Below are 15,148 nucleotides of genomic sequence, written 5' to 3'. Positions count from 1 at the left end.
GCGTCGGTCGCGGGGAACCTAGGTCCCGGCGGCGCAGGTCTCAAGGCGGAGGGCCGCCCGCCCCTCAGGCGGGGCGGGCGGGATCTGCGATGCGCTCGCCGAGGCGGATCAGCCAGCGGCCGATCCGCTCGCGCAGGTCCGGCGTCCGCGCACGGCGCGGCGGGGCGCTGCGGGCGAGCGCGGCCAGCGAGACCGGAGGCTCCAGCGGCCGCGGCGGCGGGTCGGCCTCGGGCGGCAGGGCGAAAGTCAGCCGCTCGGACGAGCCGCGGCGGGTCACGGAGCGGGCCGGTCGGGGTCCGGAACGGGTCGGGCGCGCCGGCTCGGCGGCCACGAAGAACGGGGGATGCATGGGGCACCTGTCGATTTGGGAGTTCGGCATGCGCGAGGCGTCGTCCGCCCGGCGCGGTCAGTCTGGAATGGCGGCCCTAGCCGCGTGCGCTGATCCAAAGCATGAAGTGCCCTCCCCTGTCGCTACAGGTTACGTGGGGGCTCCTTAGTCGCGTCGGCCGAGTCGCACAAGCCAAATTGCGACGCCCTGTCGCACCGTGGCCCGGAGGGCACGGTTGGCCCGGGCGGCCCCTCGCGGGCGAAATTCCAGTGACCCGGTTGCACCCGGACGGGATGGGGGCCACATGCCGGACAGAGGTGCGCCTCGCCGGAGGCCGCAGAGGCGGGATCGCCCTTAATACCAAGGGTTCCCGGCGGGACATCGGTCGACGCCGTTCCCGGTTTCAGAGGCCGCAAATTTTGCGCCCCTCTCCCGTTGACAGCCCCGTGAGCCTTCCCTATCTCGGCGCCATTAGCACTCGCCCGATGTGAGTGCTAACCGTTCAACATCTGAGGGAGCTCACAAGATGGCTTTCAAACCGCTGCACGACCGGGTCCTGGTCCGCCGCGTCGAGTCCGACGAGAAGACCAAGGGCGGGCTCATCATCCCCGACAGCGCCAAGGAAAAGCCCCAGGAGGGTGTCGTCGTCTCCGTGGGTGAGGGCGCGCGCAAGGAATCCGGCGAACTGATCCCGATGTCCGTCTCCGCCAACGACCGCATCCTCTTCGGCAAGTGGTCCGGCACCGAGGTCACGATCGACGGCGAAGAGCTGCTGATCATGAAGGAAAGCGATATCCTCGGCATCATCGACGACGCCAAGGCCGCGCAGGCCGCCTGATCGGCGCCACCACAGCCTTTCCGAAATCAATAATAGTCAGGAGCTAGTCGAAACATGGCTGCGAAAGACGTTCGCTTCGAAACCGAAGCTCGCAACAAGATGCTCAAGGGCGTCAACATCCTCGCCGACGCGGTGAAGGTGACGCTCGGCCCCAAGGGCCGCAACGTGGTCCTCGAGAAGTCCTTCGGCGCGCCGCGCATCACCAAGGACGGTGTCTCGGTCGCCAAGGAGATCGAACTCGAGGACAAGTTCGAGAACATGGGCGCCCAGATGGTGAAGGAAGTCGCTTCCCGCACCAACGACGAGGCCGGTGACGGCACCACCACCGCCACCGTTCTGGCCCAGGCCATCGTCAAGGACGGCCTCAAGGCCGTGGCCGCCGGCATGAACCCGATGGACCTCAAGCGCGGCATCGACCTGGCCACCGCCAAGGTCGTCGACCACATCAAGTCGGCCGCCCGCAAGGTCGAGAACTCCGACGAGGTCGCCCAGGTCGGCACCATCTCCGCCAACGGCGAGAAGGCCATCGGCCAGCAGATCGCCGACGCCATGCAGCGCGTGGGCAACGAGGGTGTCATCACCGTCGAGGAGAACAAGGGTCTCGAGACCGAAGTCGAGGTCGTCGAGGGCATGCAGTTCGACCGCGGCTACCTCTCCCCCTACTTCACCACCAACACCGAGAAGATGGTCGCCGAGCTCGACGACTGCATGATCCTCCTGCACGAGAAGAAGCTCTCCTCGCTGCAGCCGATGGTTCCGCTTCTCGAGCAGGTGATCCAGTCCCAGAAGCCGCTTCTGATCATCGCCGAGGACGTCGAGGGCGAAGCCCTGGCCACCCTCGTGGTGAACAAGCTGCGCGGTGGCCTCAAAATCGCCGCCGTCAAGGCTCCGGGCTTCGGTGACCGCCGCAAGGCCATGCTGCAGGACATCGCGATCCTGACCGGCGGCCAGGTGATCTCCGAGGACCTCGGCATGAAGCTCGAGAATGTCACCATGGACATGCTCGGCACCGCCAAGAAGGTCTCCATCACCAAGGACGAGACCACCATCGTCGACGGCGCCGGCGACAAGGCCGAGATCGAAGCCCGGGTCAGCCAGATCCGCGGCCAGATCGAGGAAACCTCCTCCGACTACGACAAGGAGAAGCTGCAGGAGCGCGTGGCGAAGCTCGCCGGCGGTGTTGCGGTGATCCGCGTCGGCGGCATGACCGAAGTCGAGGTGAAGGAGCGCAAGGACCGCGTCGATGACGCCCTGAACGCGACCCGCGCGGCCGTGCAGGAAGGCATCGTCGTCGGCGGCGGCGTCTCCCTGGTGCAGGGCGCCAAGGCGCTCGACGGTCTCGAGGGCGAGAACAGCGACCAGAACGCCGGTATCGCCATCGTGCGCCGTGCGCTCGAGGCCCCGCTGCGCCAGATCGCCGAGAACGCCGGTGTCGACGGCTCCGTCGTCGCGGGCAAGATCCGCGAAAGCGACGACCTCAAGTTCGGCTTCAACGCCCAGACCGAGGAATACGGCGACATGTTCAAGTTCGGTGTCATCGACCCCGCCAAGGTGGTCCGCACCGCGCTCGAGGACGCCGCCTCGGTGGCCGGCCTGCTCGTGACCACCGAAGCCATGGTGGCCGACAAGCCGAAGAAGGACGAGCCCGCCGGTGGCGGCATGGGCGACATGGGCGGCATGGGCGGCATGATGTAATCATCCGCTCTGCCCATCGCAGAGATGCGGGAAAGGGGCGCCTCCGGGCGCCCCTTTTTCGTGCCGGTCAACCCGGTGTTAAGCTCCCCCGGCTATCCCGCCCCGCACGGACCGGAGCCCGGGTGATGCCTCTCTACGCCGCGCTCGCGCGCCTCTTTCCAGACAGCTACCTAGCGAAGATCTCCGCTGTGGTCTGCGCCGGCTTCGCCCTCCCGGTCCTCGGTCTCCTGGCCCATGCCCTGCGGCAGGGCAGTCTCGACGCCACGCTGCTCACCGTCACCGTCTCGGGCTGCTGCGCCGGGCTCGTGCTCGCCCTCACCGGCCTCCGCGCCCTGCTCGACCCGGTGTTCCAGGTGGCGCGGGCGCTGGACCGCTGGGGGCGCACAGGCCAGATGCGGGTCCTGCCGGAGGGCCATGGAGACGAGATCGGGGCGTTGATGGTCCACGCCAACCGCCTCATCGCCCGCGCCCAGCGCAGCCTCGACCAGCCCCGGCGAGAGGCCGACACCGACCCGCTGACCGGCGCCCTCAACCGCCGCGGGGCGGAGCGGCTGCTGCGCGACGCGCCCTCCGGTTGGCTCCTCCTGGTCGATCTCGACGGCTTCGCCAGCGTGAACGCGCGTCACGGCATGGCCGAGGGCGACCGCGTCCTGCGCGAGGTGGTGCAGGCCGGCAGCCGCCTGCTGCGGCGGGACGATCTCTTCGCCCGCATCGGCGGCGACGAACTCCTGGTCTTTCTCCCCGGCGCGCCGCGCCGCGTGGCCCGCCGGATCGCGGATGGATTGCGGGCAAGCATCGCGGACTGCGCCCCGTCAGAGGGCCCCGGCCTCACAGCCTCCATCGGCCTCGCCTCGCATCCCGGCGGCGAGGCATTGGAAGAGGCGCTTGAGATCGCCGCGGCGGAGCTCGCCCGCGCCAAGGCGGAGGGTGCTGATCGTGCAAGGGGGGCGGAACCCCCATGACCGGAACGCGCCGCAACACCCATCGCGCGATGCCGCAGGGAAACGTGAACCTCTCGCCGCTAGACCTCTCCGCGATCGATCCGCGGGCCTCACAGCCCCGCGCCATGTGGACATATCGCGGTCGGCCGGCCCTTCGGGGCGGGTCCCTTGCGCATTCGACCCTGGAGGGGGTGACGTCCCTCCACGGCCCACACCGTTCCCCGACCCGACCGGGAGCAGAAGAAGAGACCGGCCCGCAAGGCCCCGACCCCGGCGCCCCACAGGCGACCTGGGCCGGATCTACGCGCCCCTCTCCCTCATCTAGCCCCAAATACCTCCGCCGGAGGCTCCGACGCCGGGCCTCCCGCCCGACGACTGGCACGGCGCGCGCGAGACGCCAAGAGACCCACGGCCCGGGCCTGCCTCCGGGCGGGCCCGGGCAGATCCGGCGCGCCGAAGGCGCTCCGCTATCTCACGATCGGTTCGAGGGGATCGTAATGCGGCTCGCTCCCGCCCCAGGCCACATGGGCGAGGCTGTCGGGCTTGACCCGCAGCCCGCCGATCTCATCGCGTGTGACCCACCTCCGGCGCTGGACCACGCCCTCCGGGTCGGTCCAGTCGACCAGCTCGGGCGACCCGGAAAGCCTGCACCGGAAATAGACGTCGACCTGGTGGAAGTCGCCATCGGGATCGTGGAACTCGTTGACCAGGCAGGGCAGGCCCACCTCGATCCTCAGCCCCGTCTCCTCGTGCACCTCGCGCGCGAGGTTGTCGGGCAGCGAGGCATGCGGCTCGGCCCCGCCGCCCGGCGCGCACCAGAGGTCGCCGCGCCCCGGGTAGGCGTTGACCAGGAGCAGACGCGCCTCGTGCAGCAGCACGGCGCGCACGGCGAGACGGATGGGCGGGCGCATGGACCGGAGTCTCGCGCGGCGCCAATCCCGGTGCAACCACCGGCCGTCGCCCGCCCGCGACCTGACGGAACTTTTGCGCCGCCCGCGGGATCTCCTTATCTGACGACAGACCCTCGAGGACAGGCCAATGCGCGCGCTCCGAGCGACCCTGATCGCCGTTTCAGCCACCGTTCTCCTGGTGGCGCTGATCGTGCTGCGCACCGTCCTCGGCCCCGCCCCCGCCGGCGCCGAGAGCTCGGAGACCCGGCAGGACTGCGTGATCCTGCTGCACGGCCTCGCCCGGACGGAGTTTTCGCTGCTGCTCATGGAGGGCGCGCTGCGGAACGCGGGCTACCATGTGATCAACGACGCCTATCCCTCGACCGAGGCCCCGATCGAGACGCTGACCCGCCGCTTGCCGGAGCAGGCCGCGCAGTGCGGCGACCGGCGCATCCACCTCGTGACCCATTCGCTGGGCGGAATCATCGCCCGCGCCTGGCTCGCGGGCGACCCCGATATCGAGCTCGGCCGGGTCGTCCAGCTTGCCCCGCCGAACCACGGATCGGAGCTCGTCGACGTCTTCGGCGACCTCGAGGCCTTCGAATGGATCCACGGCCCCGCCGGGCTGCAGCTCGGCACGGAAGAGGGGGCCTTCGCCCCTTCGCTGCCGCCGCCGGACTACGAGCTGGGGATCATCGCCGGCAACCGCAGTCTCAACCCCGTCTACAGCCAGGTGATCGAGGGGCCCGACGACGGCAAGGTCTCGGTGGAGACCACGCGTCTGGAAGGGGCGGCGGACCACATCGTCCTGCCGGTCACCCATACCTTCCTGATGAACAATCCGCTCGTCGTCGCGGAGGTGCTGCATTTCCTGCGGCACGGGAGCTTCGATCACGGGATGACCTTCGGCGATGCGCTCCTGCGCTAGGCCGGGCCGGTGATCCGGTTGACGTGCCCCATCTTGCGTCCGGGCCGCGCCTCGGCCTTGCCGTAGAGATGCAGCGCGGCGCCGGAGGCGGCGAGCTCGGGCACCCGGTCGACATCCGCGCCGATCAGGTTCTCCATCACCACGTCCGAATGCCGCGCGCCGTCGCCCAGGGGCCAGCCGCAGATCGCCCTGACATGCTGCTCGAACTGGCAGATGGCGCAGCCGGTCTGCGTCCAGTGGCCCGAGTTGTGCACCCGCGGCGCGAATTCGTTGACGACCAGCCCGCCCGGCGTGACGAAGAGCTCCACCCCGATCACGCCGACGTAGTCGAGCGCGTTCAGCACCTTGCCCGTCAGCAGCACCGCATCGGTGAGCAGGGCCACAGGCAGCCCGGCGGGCACCGTCGTCGTCCGGAGGATGCCGTCCTCGTGCCGGTTCACGCCCGGATCGAAGCAGGCGACCTGTCCGTCCACCCCGCGTGCCCCGATGACCGAGACCTCGGCGCCGAACTCCACGAAACCTTCGAGCACGGAGGGCGCTCCCGACACGGCCTCCCAGGCGGCGTCCGCCCGCGCCGGATCGGTGATCCGCGCCTGCCCCTTGCCGTCGTAGCCCAGCCGCCGCGTCTTGAGGATCGAGGGCGTGCCGATCTCCTCGAGTGCCGCCCCCAGCTCATCGCGGCTCGAGACCGCCGCGTGCGGCGCCACGGCAAGGCCGCAGTCCTCAAGGAAGGCCTTCTCGGTCAGCCGGTCCTGGGAGGTGGCCAGCGCGCGGCGGTTCGGGCGGATCGGCCGGATCGCCTCGATCCGGTCGAGCGCCGCCGTGGGCACGTTCTCGAACTCGTAGGTCACCACGTCGACGGCGCGGGCGAAGGCCTCCAGCGCTTCGGCATCCTCCCAGTCCGCCGTGGTGCAGGCCGCCGCGACCTGCGCGGCCGGCGGCGCGGGCGCGGGATCGTAGATGTGGCATGAGAGGCCCAGCCGGGCTGCGGCGAGCGCGAGCATCCGGCCCAGCTGCCCGCCTCCCAGGATACCGATGACCGATCCGGGGGGCAGGGCCTCATTCATCGCGGGGCTCCTCGGGGATCGAGGCCGAGAGATCGTCACGCCAGCCGTCGATCCGCCCGGCCAGCCCGGGGTCCGAAAGCGCCACGATCTGCGCCGCCATCAACCCGCCGTTCACCGCGCCCGCTGCGCCGATGGCCATGGTGGCGACCGGGAAGCCGCGTGGCATCTGGACGATGGAATAGAGCGAATCGAGACCGCCGAGGGCCTTGGTCTGCACCGGCACGCCGATCACCGGCACCCGGGTCTTGGAGGCGAGCATGCCCGGCAGGTGCGCCGCGCCTCCCGCGCCCGCGACGATGGCCATGAGCCCGCGCCCGGCAGCCTCCTTGCCGTAGGACCAGAGCCGGTCGGGCGTGCGGTGGGCCGAGACGATGCGCGCCTCGTAGGGCACGCCGAGCTCGTCCAGGATGCGCGCCGCCTCCTTCATGGTCGGCCAGTCGGACTGGCTGCCCATGACGATTCCCACTTTCGGCTCGGCCATCGCGCCCTCCTGTCCCCCGGGAAGGGCGCACTATAGGAACGCGCGGCCCGCGTGCAAGCGGCCCGGCTCAGGCGATTATGTCGGGAAAGATCCGGTCCTCGAGCACCGCGATCCGGTCCTTGAGCCCCAGCTTCTGCTTCTTCAGCCGTCGGATCGTCAGGATATCGCCCGCAGGCCCCCGATCCTCGAGCGCGCGGATCGCGGCGTCGAGGTCACGGTGCTCCTGCCGCAGAACCTCGAGTTCCACGCGCAGCACCTCGAGCTGCTCCATCCGGGCGGAGGTATTCATGGGGCGGTCTCCTCTGACCGCTGCAAGATAACGCCGCGCAGGCCGTCAGGCTAGCCCGGAGACTTGCAGGCGCCGTAGCGTCTCCCCATATTTCGGGCGTGGCCGCCAGAACGGGGCCACATCAGGACAGTCGCTTTGACAAAGGACATGTCGCGATGACGAAACTCACCCTCGGGGCGCACCCGTTCCTGCTGGGCTTCGAAGAGCTCGAACGCCTGGTGGAGCGCACGGCGAAGTCGGGCAACGACGGCTATCCCCCCTACAACATCGAACAGACCTCCGAGCAATCCTACCGCATCACGCTCGCGGTCGCCGGGTTCTCCGAGAAGGACCTCGCCATTACTGTCGAGGACAACCAGCTCGTGATCCGCGGACGCCAGCGCGACGACGGCGAGGGGCGCGTCTTCCTGCACCGCGGCATCGCGGCGCGGCAGTTCCAGCGCAGCTTCGTGCTGGCCGACGGAGTCGATGTGGGCGAGGCGGTGATCGAAAACGGCCTGCTCCACGTCGATCTGAACCGGCAGGTGCCGGAAAGCGTTGTCCAGACAATCCAGATCCGGAGGAAATGAGCGATGAATACCAAGATCGATTTCGGTCAGCTCGGAGATCGCCTGGTCTACGTGAAGCCTGTCGCCGTCTCCGATCTGCCCGAAGAGGTGCAGGAGAAGGCCGAGGGGCTGGACCAGCTCTTCGCGGTGCATGACAGCGACGGCCAGCAGCTCGCCCTCGTGGCGGACCGCGACCTGGCCTTCGTCCTGGCGCGCCAGCACGACATGTCGCCGGTCACGGTGCACTGATATCAAGCGGCGGCCGGGTGCCTTGCACAGAGCGCCCGGCTGTGACGTTCTTGGCCCCGTTCACTCATGAGTGGGGCAGGACCATTGGCCGGACGAGCGCCTTTCGAGATCGGAGAAACCACCGTCGCGCCGGGTGAGCGGCGCGTCGTCGACCTGCCGGTCTCCGTTCTTTCCGACCACACCCCCGTCACCCTCTCCGTCGAAGTGATCCACGGCGCCCGCCCGGGACCCAAGGTCTTCGTGAGCGCCGCGGTCCACGGCGACGAAGTGATCGGCGTGGAGATCGCCCGGCGGCTCTCGCGCTCCCCGCTCCTGCGGAGCCTGCGCGGGACGCTGCTCGTGGTGCCGATCGTCAATTCCTTCGGCTTCCTCAACCGCTCCCGCTACCTGCCGGACCGTCGCGACCTGAACCGTTCCTTCCCCGGCAGCGCCGGCGGATCGCTTGCCGCGCGGCTGGCCAATCTCTTCCTGACCGAGGTCGTGCTGCGGTGCGATCTCGGCATCGACCTGCATTCGGCGGCCATCCACCGGACCAACCTCCCGCAGATTCGCGTGACGCCGGGCGACCCCCAGCTCGCAACCCTCGCGCGCGTCTTCGGTGCGCCGGTGGTGCTGACCTCTCCCGTTCGCGCGGGCTCTCTGCGGGCGGAGGCGCAGGAGCGTGGGGTGGAGATGCTGCTCTACGAGGCCGGGGAGGGCCTGCGATTCGACGAACTCGCCGTGCGGACCGGCGTCGCCGGCATCCTCCGGGTGCTGCACCACAAGGGCATGCTGCCTGCGAAGGGCATCAGCCGCCCCCGGCAGGTCCCGCTCGCCGCGACCGAGACCCAGTGGCTCCGCGCGCCGCGTGGCGGGCTGCTGCGCACCTTCAAGGGCGACGGCGAGGCGGTGGAGAAGGGCACGCTCATGGCCGCTGTCAGCGATCCCTTCGGTGAGCGCGAAGAAGAGATCACCGCTCCCTTCGACGGCCTCGTGATCGGCCGCGCGGTGCTGCCGGTGGTCAACGAGGGCGACGCGATATTCCACCTCGCGCGGGTTTCGCGCCCGGACCGGGCGGGCGCGGCTCTCGAAGAGATCGTGGGCCACCACGTCCGCGATCCGCTCTTCGATGAAGACGAGATCATCTGACGGTGCGCCTCGGCCCCGGATCGCCTATGAGGGCGCCAAGCCGACCACCGCGAGTGATCATGAGCGCGAACACTGAAACCTGGCTCTTTCTTGGAGCGACCGGGCGCATTGGCCGGATGGTCCTTCGCCACTGGAGCGCGGTGCCTCCGGGCGCGCGGCTGGTGCCGCAATCGCGCGCGGCGGGCGAGGGCCTGCTGCAGTGGGATCCGCTCGACCCCGCCGTGCCGGTGCAGGCCGAGGTGATCTTCGCCTTCGCGGGCGTCACGCGGAGCGGCGAGGGGGCGCGGCTGAATGTCGACCTGGGCGAAGCGGCGGTAGCCATGGCGCGCCACTGCGGCGTGCGGCGGGTGCTGCTGGCCTCCTCCTCGGCGGTCTACGGTCCCGGGGCGCAGATGTCGGAGGAGACGCCCTGCAAGCCGGTGAACGACTACGGCGCGGCGAAGCTGGCGATGGAGCGGGCTGTCGCGGGGGCCGAGGTCGAGACCTGCTGCCTTCGGATCGGCAACGTCGCCTGGGCCGACGCGCTGCTGGGCCGCATGGGAGAGGGCAACGCCGTGACGCTCGACCGCTTCGATGACGGCGAGGGGCCCCGGCGGAGCTACATCGGACCGCGCACGCTTGCGGACGTCCTCGTGGCGCTCGCCCGCCATCCCGACCCTCTGCCGCCGGTGCTCAACGTCGCCTTGCAGCGACCGGTGGCGATGTCCGGGCTGCTCGAGGCCGCGCGCCAGCCCTGGCGGTGGCGACCCGCTCCCGCGACGGCAGTGCAGGACGTGACGCTCGACTGTGCCCGGCTGGCCGCGCTCGTGGACCTGCCGGAGGGGGCGGCGGAGCCTGCCGCCTTGATCGCCGAGGGCGAAGGGCTCAAGGAACCTGCATGAGCTGGGACAAGCGCCTCTTCGACATCTTCTTCGCGCTGCTGCTGGGCGTGGTGCTCTTGCCGGTGATCCTCGGGATCGCGCTCTGGATCCGGCTGCGCGACGGGGCGCCGGTCTTCTACCTCTCCGAGCGGATGAAAACGCCGGAGGAGGGCTTCATGCTGGTGAAGTTCCGCACCATGCGCGTGGTCGCCGAGGACAGCGGTGTCTCGGGCGGCGACAAGGCGGGGCGAGTGACGCGGACCGGGCGCGTCTTGCGGCGGACACGCGCAGACGAACTGCCGCAGCTCTGGAACGTGCTGAAGGGCGACATCAGCTTCGTCGGGCCCCGCCCGCCGCTCCGTCAGTACGTGGAGCGGTTTCCCGATCTATACCGCGAGGTGCTGAAGTCGCGCCCGGGCATCACCGGGCTCGCGACGCTGGTGTACCACGGTCACGAGGAATGGCTGCTGTCGCGCTGCCGCACGACGGAGGAGACCGACGCCGTCTATTCGCGGGCCTGCGTTCCGCGGAAGGCGCGGCTCGACCTGATCTACCGTGAGAACCGGTCGTTCTGCTTCGATCTGGTGCTGATGGGACGGACCGCCGCCCGGAAGTAGTCTCAGACGTCCTGGGCGAGGGTCGCGGGCTGGTCCTGCGCGGCGAGATCGGCGGGCGCGGGAAGGACGGCGGCGGCGAGCGCGGAGCCCAGCATAAAGATGCCGGCGGCAAGAATGGCGCGGTCGACCACCGCGCTTCCCATCTCGTCGTCCCAGAACCGTTCGATCACCCGGGCCATGCGTTCCCTCTTCGTCCCTTTGCCGTGCCGTGGCGCGGCGTCATGCGGAATAAACTCGCGGTCAAATGCGGCGCGAATTGGCCGCGACGGGGGAGCTTTCGGGTCGGTGGCTGCATCAGATCGCCGCCGTCTGGTCGAGCCGCCGGTGCACGATCTCGTTCAGCCGGTGAAGCTCCGCCTGCGCGGGCTCGCCCCTGCGGCGGCGAGCAGTGAGATCGGCGACGGCCCGCGAGAGCGCCGCGTCGCCCGAGCTTCGCGCCAGGCCGCCCAGGAACTGCGCGGCGTAATCCACCGCGTGACCCTCCGCCTCCGCCCCGAGGGTCCGGGCCATCGCCGCGAGATCGTCGCGCAGGGCGATCGGGTCGGGGTCGACCTCCCCCTCCGGCAGGGGGCGGGGGCCGGCGGGCTGACGGTCGTCGGGGAGGCGCGCCAGGATCGCCTCCTGGAAGGCGGCAAGCGAGGCCACGGGCTTGGCCAGGAAGCCGTCCGCGCCGGCCTGCAGCGCGCGCGCCTCGCCGTCCGGTTCGCCGCTGGTGGCGAGGATGACGGAGACGGCCGGGGCCGGTCCGGCGAGATCCGCGATCAGCTCTTCCCCGTCGCCGTCGGGCAGGCCGAGATCCACCACGATGCAGGTGGGCCGGTAGACCCGAAGGTGCCGGCGTGCCGTCTCGAGGCTTTCGGCCCGCCGGATGCGCGCGCCGGAGCGCAGGCAGAGCAGGCGCAGCGCTTCGCTGGCGAAGCGGCTGTCCTCCACCGCGAGCACGGTGACCCCGAGCAGGGGCCGGTCCGCGGTGGGTGGCCGGGTGGCGAGGTAGTCGTCGAGCGAGTTCATGCGCCCCTCCGCTGTTCGATTCGCCTGTCCGAGGAGCATCGCCCCGGGCTGGTGAATGCCGGGTTAAGCCACCGCGACGAGACGTCCGTTGCGCCGCGGGACGCGAGGGCGGATAAGGGCGCCGACACGCCGGAGGAGCCCATGATCGGCCGCCTGAATCACGTCGCCATCGCCGTCCCGGATCTCGAGGCCGCGCGGGCGCAGTACCGCGATGCTCTGGGCGCCGAGGTCGGCCCGCAGCAGGACGAGCCCGACCACGGCGTCACCGTGGTCTTCATCGAACTGCCCAACACCAAGATCGAGCTGCTCCATCCGCTGGGAGAGGACAGCCCGATCCGCGGCTTCCTGGACAAGAACCCCTCGGGCGGCATCCACCATGTCTGCTACGAGGTCGAGGACATCCTCGCCGCGCGCGACCGGCTGACCGGGCAGGGCGCGCGGGTGCTGGGCGACGGCAGGCCGAAGACGGGCGCGCACGGCAAGCCGGTGCTCTTCCTGCATCCGAAGGATTTCAACGGGTGTCTGATCGAACTGGAGGAAGTCTGATGGGTCCCGTTTCCGCCCTCGTCCTGCTGGCCGTGATCTGGTTCATGGTCTTCTTCGTCGTCCTCCCCCTGCGCCTGACCACCCAGGGCGAGAGCGGCGAGACCGTGCCGGGCACGCACAAGTCCGCCCCTTCGGACCCGCAACTGGGCAAGAAGGCCAAGGTCACGACGATCTGGGCGCTGGGCATCTGGGTCGTGATCGCCGGGATCATCATCTCCGGCGTGATCGAAGTGCGCGACTTCGACTGGTTCGGGCGCATGGCCCCGCGCGAGGCGCCGACCGACTAGACCGGCGTGCGCCGCCTCAGGCGGTGGTAAAGGTGCGTGAAGGTCGCGGCCCCGAGGATCGGGATCAGCAGGTTCACCAGCGGTATCGTGAGCGGCAGCGCCATCAGGCAGCCGGCGACCCAGATCGTGCCGGTATGCCGCTGACGCAGGGCCTTGGCGCCCTCGCGCCCCTCCCGGCGCATGGCCGCGATCTGGAAGTACTCGCGCCCCAGCAGGTAGCCGTTCAGCGCGTAGAAGATGAAGGGCGCGCCGATGGGCAGCATGACGTAGGCCACGATTGCCACCAGGTTGCCCACGATGAGCACCGCGAGGAACGAGGCCGTGTCGCGCAGCGCGTCGCTCCAGGGCAGGCGCGGGGCGGGGGGCAGGCCGGGGTAGTGACGCTCCTCCACCGCCTGGGCCACGTCCTCGAGAAAGAGCGAGGTGATGGCCGAGGCCACCGGCACCATCAGGAAGATCGACAGGAAGATCATCAGCACCAGCGAGCCCGCGGAGAGCAGGTCGCCGATCCAGGTGACCTCCCGCCCGTTCAGCACGGTGACCGAGTCGGGGGAGAGGCCCTGAACGATCCAGAGCACGGTCGCGTAGACCATCACCAGAAGGGCGAAGGTCAGCGCGATACCGAGCCAGAACACCCGGCGGAAGCGCGGGTCCGTGAGCTGGCCAACGGCCTTGGCGAAGTCGCCGAAGATCATTCGACCCAGGTGGTCTTGGCGGCGAGATCCGGGCGCGGCCGCTCGGGAGGGGCGTTGCTCTCGGTGCCGATATGTATGAGGCCCGCGATCTGCTCGTGCGGAGCGAGTCCGAACTGGCGCTCGGCGAAGTTGCGGTCGTGGACGTGCCAGCCGCTCAGCCAGTTCGCGCCCCAGCCCGAGGCCAGCGCGGCGTTCAGCAGCGCGAGGCAGACCGCCCCGGAAGAGAGCAGCTGCTCGACCTCGGGTATCTTCTCGGAGATCACCGGGGCCGAGACCACGGCGACGGCGAGATCGGCGTCGGCATACTGGGCGCGGGCCTTGGCGATGTCGCCCTCGTCCTTGCCGAGCTCGGTGCCGCGGGCCACGACGGCCTCGGCCAGCCGGTCGAGCGCGGGCTTGGTCAGCACCAGGAAGCGCCAGGGCTCCAGCTTGCCGTGGTCGGGGCTGCGCGCGGCGGCGGTCAGCAGCGTCTCCACCTCTGCACGGTCGGGCACGGGCGCGCGAAGCGTCTTGGCGGGCCGCGAACGGCGGGTCAGCAGGAAGTCGAGCGCGGCCTGGTTTCTCTCGGGCATGGGATCCTCGTGTTGCCTGGCCCCGGAGCTAGCCTCTTCCGCGCGGCTCCGCTAGAGGCCCGCGGCCTCGGCCTGCTCGGCGATGAGCTCGCTCGCGAAGGCCTCGAAGCGCGCGCCGGGCTGGCGCAGGCGGTAGGCCTCGGCGAAGGGATCGGGGGCGCGGACCTGCGAGCCGGAGAGTTCCTCGAGGACGGCATGGCCGCAGAAGGGGACGTAGACCTCGGAGTAGCCGCCCTCGTGCGCCAGCACGAGGCGGCCGCCGCAGATGTCGTCGGCCAGCGCCATGACCCGCCGGGTCATCTCGCGGTAGGTCTCGGCGGTGCACATCATGCGGCTCAGCGGGTCGATCAGCGCGGCGTCGTAGCCGCAGGCCACCACGATGAGGTCGGGTGCGAAGCGGCGGATCGCGGGGAGGGCGAGGCGGTCGAGCGCCTCCAGCCAGGTGGCATGGCCCGCGCCGGGGGGCAGCGGGACGTTGAGGTTGGCATCCTCGCCCGGTCCCGTGCCCCGGTCGGTGGCGCGGCCGGTGTCGAGGGGGTAGTTCCACTCCTGGTGGAGCGAGACGGTGAGGACTTCCGCCTCCTCGTAGAAGATCGCCTCGGTCCCGTTGCCGTGGTGCACGTCCCAGTCGAGCACGGCCACCCGGACCGGGTCACTCGCCCGGGCGCGGGCGACGGCAACGGCGATGTTGTTCAGGAGGCAGAAGCCGTTGGGCCAGTCGGCGGTGCAATGGTGCCCGGGCGGCCTGCAGAGGGAATAGGCGTTGCGGTGGCGGCCGGCGAGGACATCCTCGACCGCCCGCGCGGCGAGGCCCGCGGAGAGCGCGGCGATCTCGTAGCTGCCCGGGCCGAAGGGCGCGCGCAGGCCGATTTCTCCGCCGCCCGCGTCGGACTGGCGGCAGAACTCCTCGAGGTAGGCGGGGGCGTGGACGCGGGCGAGATCGGCTTCGGTCGCGGGCTCTGCGCCCGCCACTGCGAGGTCCCCGACGAGGCCCGTGACCTCCATGAGGTTCTTCAGCCTGCGCTTGCCCTCGGGGTTCTCAGGCAGGCCGCCCGCCGCGAGGGGCTGGACGTGCCCGCCGACCGGGGCGTTGCCCGCGTAGTTGCCGCCGGAGTGCCAGAAACAGCGCTCCGACCAGTAGAATCCGGTGCTCATGGCGGCATCGTTGTCCATGGCCT

At 70.2% G+C, this 15,148-nt stretch carries 21 protein-coding genes; 11 read left to right on the top strand and 10 right to left on the bottom strand.

The genetic code is table 11. From position 1 onward, the window contains the following. Positions 1-64 precede the first annotated feature (64 nt). On the bottom strand, positions 65-349 hold the full coding sequence (locus F3S47_RS03820) for a hypothetical protein (protein ID WP_150443868.1): 285 nt from the start codon (positions 347-349) through the stop codon (positions 65-67). Between the two features lie 505 nt (positions 350-854). Here F3S47_RS03820 and F3S47_RS03815 point away from each other — a divergent pair. The 3 genes from F3S47_RS03815 (at position 855) to F3S47_RS03805 (ending at position 3,823) form a co-directional block, all read left to right on the top strand. Next, positions 855-1,166, top strand: coding sequence for a co-chaperone GroES (locus F3S47_RS03815; RefSeq protein WP_150443867.1), 312 nt, complete (start codon positions 855-857; stop codon positions 1,164-1,166). Between the two features lie 54 nt (positions 1,167-1,220). Further along, positions 1,221-2,861, top strand: a complete 1,641-nt coding sequence (groL, locus tag F3S47_RS03810) for a chaperonin GroEL (protein WP_150443866.1) — start codon at positions 1,221-1,223, stop codon at positions 2,859-2,861. Between the two features lie 125 nt (positions 2,862-2,986). Beyond that, positions 2,987-3,823 carry a GGDEF domain-containing protein gene (locus F3S47_RS03805; RefSeq protein ID WP_150443865.1) on the top strand — a complete coding sequence of 279 codons (837 nt, stop codon included), beginning with the start codon at positions 2,987-2,989 and terminating at the stop codon, positions 3,821-3,823. Between the two features lie 446 nt (positions 3,824-4,269). On the opposite strand, the gene F3S47_RS03800 is transcribed toward F3S47_RS03805, so the two are convergent. Further along, positions 4,270-4,713: an NUDIX domain-containing protein gene (locus F3S47_RS03800; RefSeq protein ID WP_150443864.1), complete on the bottom strand. Its 444-nt coding sequence runs from the start codon at positions 4,711-4,713 to the stop codon at positions 4,270-4,272. A gap of 127 nt (positions 4,714-4,840) precedes the next feature. Here F3S47_RS03800 and F3S47_RS03795 point away from each other — a divergent pair, with 127 nt between their 5' ends. Then, positions 4,841-5,620, top strand: a complete 780-nt coding sequence (locus tag F3S47_RS03795; protein ID WP_223877710.1) for an esterase/lipase family protein — start codon at positions 4,841-4,843, stop codon at positions 5,618-5,620. On the opposite strand, the gene F3S47_RS03790 is transcribed toward F3S47_RS03795, so the two are convergent. From F3S47_RS03790 to F3S47_RS03780, 3 genes are all read right to left on the bottom strand, one after another. Further along, positions 5,617-6,687, bottom strand: coding sequence for a 5-(carboxyamino)imidazole ribonucleotide synthase (locus F3S47_RS03790; protein WP_150443863.1), 1,071 nt, complete (start codon positions 6,685-6,687; stop codon positions 5,617-5,619). The two genes, F3S47_RS03795 and F3S47_RS03790, sit on opposite strands and share 4 nt — an antisense overlap. Next, complete coding sequence (gene purE, locus F3S47_RS03785) at positions 6,680-7,168, bottom strand: 5-(carboxyamino)imidazole ribonucleotide mutase (RefSeq protein ID WP_150443862.1); 489 nt, start codon at positions 7,166-7,168, stop codon at positions 6,680-6,682. Before purE ends, F3S47_RS03790 begins: the two co-directional genes overlap by 8 nt. A 67-nt stretch (positions 7,169-7,235) precedes the next feature. After that, positions 7,236-7,457 (bottom strand): YdcH family protein, encoded by a 222-nt coding sequence (locus F3S47_RS03780; RefSeq protein WP_150443861.1) that lies wholly within the window; start codon positions 7,455-7,457, stop codon positions 7,236-7,238. A 155-nt stretch (positions 7,458-7,612) separates the two neighbouring features. Here F3S47_RS03780 and F3S47_RS03775 point away from each other — a divergent pair, with 155 nt between their 5' ends. The 5 genes from F3S47_RS03775 to F3S47_RS03755 all read left to right on the top strand — a co-directional run bounded on the left by F3S47_RS03775 (position 7,613) and on the right by F3S47_RS03755 (position 10,859). Next, positions 7,613-8,026 carry an Hsp20 family protein gene (locus F3S47_RS03775; RefSeq protein WP_150443860.1) on the top strand — a complete coding sequence of 138 codons (414 nt, stop codon included), beginning with the start codon at positions 7,613-7,615 and terminating at the stop codon, positions 8,024-8,026. 3 nt (positions 8,027-8,029) lie between these two features. Beyond that, complete coding sequence (locus tag F3S47_RS03770; protein WP_150443859.1) at positions 8,030-8,254, top strand: DUF1150 family protein; 225 nt, start codon at positions 8,030-8,032, stop codon at positions 8,252-8,254. An 84-nt stretch (positions 8,255-8,338) separates the two neighbouring features. Beyond that, positions 8,339-9,382 carry a succinylglutamate desuccinylase/aspartoacylase family protein gene (locus tag F3S47_RS03765; RefSeq protein ID WP_150443858.1) on the top strand — a complete coding sequence of 348 codons (1,044 nt, stop codon included), beginning with the start codon at positions 8,339-8,341 and terminating at the stop codon, positions 9,380-9,382. 59 nt (positions 9,383-9,441) lie between these two features. After that, positions 9,442-10,263: an NAD-dependent epimerase/dehydratase family protein gene (locus F3S47_RS03760; protein WP_191090066.1), complete on the top strand. Its 822-nt coding sequence runs from the start codon at positions 9,442-9,444 to the stop codon at positions 10,261-10,263. Next, entirely contained in the window at positions 10,260-10,859 is a 600-nt protein-coding gene (locus F3S47_RS03755) for a sugar transferase (RefSeq protein WP_150443856.1), read from the top strand. Before F3S47_RS03760 ends, F3S47_RS03755 begins: the two co-directional genes overlap by 4 nt. A 2-nt stretch (positions 10,860-10,861) precedes the next feature. Here the strand turns inward: F3S47_RS03755 and F3S47_RS19290 are convergent, their stop codons facing one another. Continuing rightward, positions 10,862-11,038, bottom strand: a complete 177-nt coding sequence (locus F3S47_RS19290) for a hypothetical protein (protein WP_191090065.1) — start codon at positions 11,036-11,038, stop codon at positions 10,862-10,864. A 115-nt stretch (positions 11,039-11,153) separates the two neighbouring features. After that, entirely contained in the window at positions 11,154-11,870 is a 717-nt protein-coding gene (locus F3S47_RS03750; protein ID WP_150443855.1) for a response regulator, read from the bottom strand. 141 nt (positions 11,871-12,011) lie between these two features. Here F3S47_RS03750 and mce point away from each other — a divergent pair, with 141 nt between their 5' ends. Both mce and F3S47_RS03740 read left to right on the top strand, forming a co-directional pair. After that, positions 12,012-12,416: a methylmalonyl-CoA epimerase gene (gene mce, locus F3S47_RS03745; RefSeq protein WP_150443854.1), complete on the top strand. Its 405-nt coding sequence runs from the start codon at positions 12,012-12,014 to the stop codon at positions 12,414-12,416. Further along, complete coding sequence (locus F3S47_RS03740; RefSeq protein ID WP_150443853.1) at positions 12,416-12,703, top strand: DUF1467 family protein; 288 nt, start codon at positions 12,416-12,418, stop codon at positions 12,701-12,703. Before mce ends, F3S47_RS03740 begins: the two co-directional genes overlap by 1 nt. On the opposite strand, the gene F3S47_RS03735 is transcribed toward F3S47_RS03740, so the two are convergent. The 3 genes from F3S47_RS03735 to F3S47_RS03725 are packed head-to-tail and all read right to left on the bottom strand — an operon-like array spanning position 12,700 to position 15,125. Then, positions 12,700-13,398: an EI24 domain-containing protein gene (locus F3S47_RS03735; protein ID WP_150443852.1), complete on the bottom strand. Its 699-nt coding sequence runs from the start codon at positions 13,396-13,398 to the stop codon at positions 12,700-12,702. The two genes, F3S47_RS03740 and F3S47_RS03735, sit on opposite strands and share 4 nt — an antisense overlap. After that, positions 13,395-13,970, bottom strand: a complete 576-nt coding sequence (locus F3S47_RS03730; RefSeq protein WP_150443851.1) for a nitroreductase family protein — start codon at positions 13,968-13,970, stop codon at positions 13,395-13,397. The genes F3S47_RS03735 and F3S47_RS03730 overlap by 4 nt, the downstream gene beginning before the upstream one ends. A 51-nt stretch (positions 13,971-14,021) precedes the next feature. Then, complete coding sequence (locus F3S47_RS03725) at positions 14,022-15,125, bottom strand: class II histone deacetylase (protein ID WP_150443850.1); 1,104 nt, start codon at positions 15,123-15,125, stop codon at positions 14,022-14,024. Positions 15,126-15,148: the final 23 nt, after the last annotated feature.

It is taken from the genome of Histidinibacterium aquaticum (assembly GCF_008710275.1).
In the GTDB taxonomy this organism is placed as follows: Bacteria; Pseudomonadota; Alphaproteobacteria; order Rhodobacterales; family Rhodobacteraceae; genus Oceanicola; species Oceanicola aquaticus.
This window is presented reverse-complemented; position numbering and strand designations above follow the sequence as displayed.

Excerpts from the sequence above, each read along its gene's own strand:
- F3S47_RS03820 (WP_150443868.1), bottom strand. The coding sequence starts at position 349 with ATGCATCCCCCGTTCTTCGTGGCCGCCGAGCCGGCGCGCCCGACCCGT.
- F3S47_RS03815 (WP_150443867.1), top strand. The coding sequence starts at position 855 with ATGGCTTTCAAACCGCTGCACGACCGGGTCCTGGTCCGCCGCGTCGAG.
- groL (WP_150443866.1), top strand. The coding sequence starts at position 1,221 with ATGGCTGCGAAAGACGTTCGCTTCGAAACCGAAGCTCGCAACAAGATG.
- F3S47_RS03805 (WP_150443865.1), top strand. The coding sequence starts at position 2,987 with ATGCCTCTCTACGCCGCGCTCGCGCGCCTCTTTCCAGACAGCTACCTA.
- F3S47_RS03800 (WP_150443864.1), bottom strand. The coding sequence starts at position 4,713 with ATGCGCCCGCCCATCCGTCTCGCCGTGCGCGCCGTGCTGCTGCACGAG.
- F3S47_RS03795 (WP_223877710.1), top strand. The coding sequence starts at position 4,841 with ATGCGCGCGCTCCGAGCGACCCTGATCGCCGTTTCAGCCACCGTTCTC.
- F3S47_RS03790 (WP_150443863.1), bottom strand. The coding sequence starts at position 6,687 with ATGAATGAGGCCCTGCCCCCCGGATCGGTCATCGGTATCCTGGGAGGC.
- purE (WP_150443862.1), bottom strand. The coding sequence starts at position 7,168 with ATGGCCGAGCCGAAAGTGGGAATCGTCATGGGCAGCCAGTCCGACTGG.
- F3S47_RS03780 (WP_150443861.1), bottom strand. The coding sequence starts at position 7,457 with ATGAATACCTCCGCCCGGATGGAGCAGCTCGAGGTGCTGCGCGTGGAA.
- F3S47_RS03775 (WP_150443860.1), top strand. The coding sequence starts at position 7,613 with ATGACGAAACTCACCCTCGGGGCGCACCCGTTCCTGCTGGGCTTCGAA.
- F3S47_RS03770 (WP_150443859.1), top strand. The coding sequence starts at position 8,030 with ATGAATACCAAGATCGATTTCGGTCAGCTCGGAGATCGCCTGGTCTAC.
- F3S47_RS03760 (WP_191090066.1), top strand. The coding sequence starts at position 9,442 with ATGAGCGCGAACACTGAAACCTGGCTCTTTCTTGGAGCGACCGGGCGC.
- F3S47_RS03755 (WP_150443856.1), top strand. The coding sequence starts at position 10,260 with ATGAGCTGGGACAAGCGCCTCTTCGACATCTTCTTCGCGCTGCTGCTG.
- F3S47_RS19290 (WP_191090065.1), bottom strand. The coding sequence starts at position 11,038 with ATGGCCCGGGTGATCGAACGGTTCTGGGACGACGAGATGGGAAGCGCG.
- F3S47_RS03750 (WP_150443855.1), bottom strand. The coding sequence starts at position 11,870 with ATGAACTCGCTCGACGACTACCTCGCCACCCGGCCACCCACCGCGGAC.
- mce (WP_150443854.1), top strand. The coding sequence starts at position 12,012 with ATGATCGGCCGCCTGAATCACGTCGCCATCGCCGTCCCGGATCTCGAG.
- F3S47_RS03740 (WP_150443853.1), top strand. The coding sequence starts at position 12,416 with ATGGGTCCCGTTTCCGCCCTCGTCCTGCTGGCCGTGATCTGGTTCATG.
- F3S47_RS03735 (WP_150443852.1), bottom strand. The coding sequence starts at position 13,398 with ATGATCTTCGGCGACTTCGCCAAGGCCGTTGGCCAGCTCACGGACCCG.
- F3S47_RS03730 (WP_150443851.1), bottom strand. The coding sequence starts at position 13,970 with ATGCCCGAGAGAAACCAGGCCGCGCTCGACTTCCTGCTGACCCGCCGT.
- F3S47_RS03725 (WP_150443850.1), bottom strand. The coding sequence starts at position 15,125 with ATGAGCACCGGATTCTACTGGTCGGAGCGCTGTTTCTGGCACTCCGGC.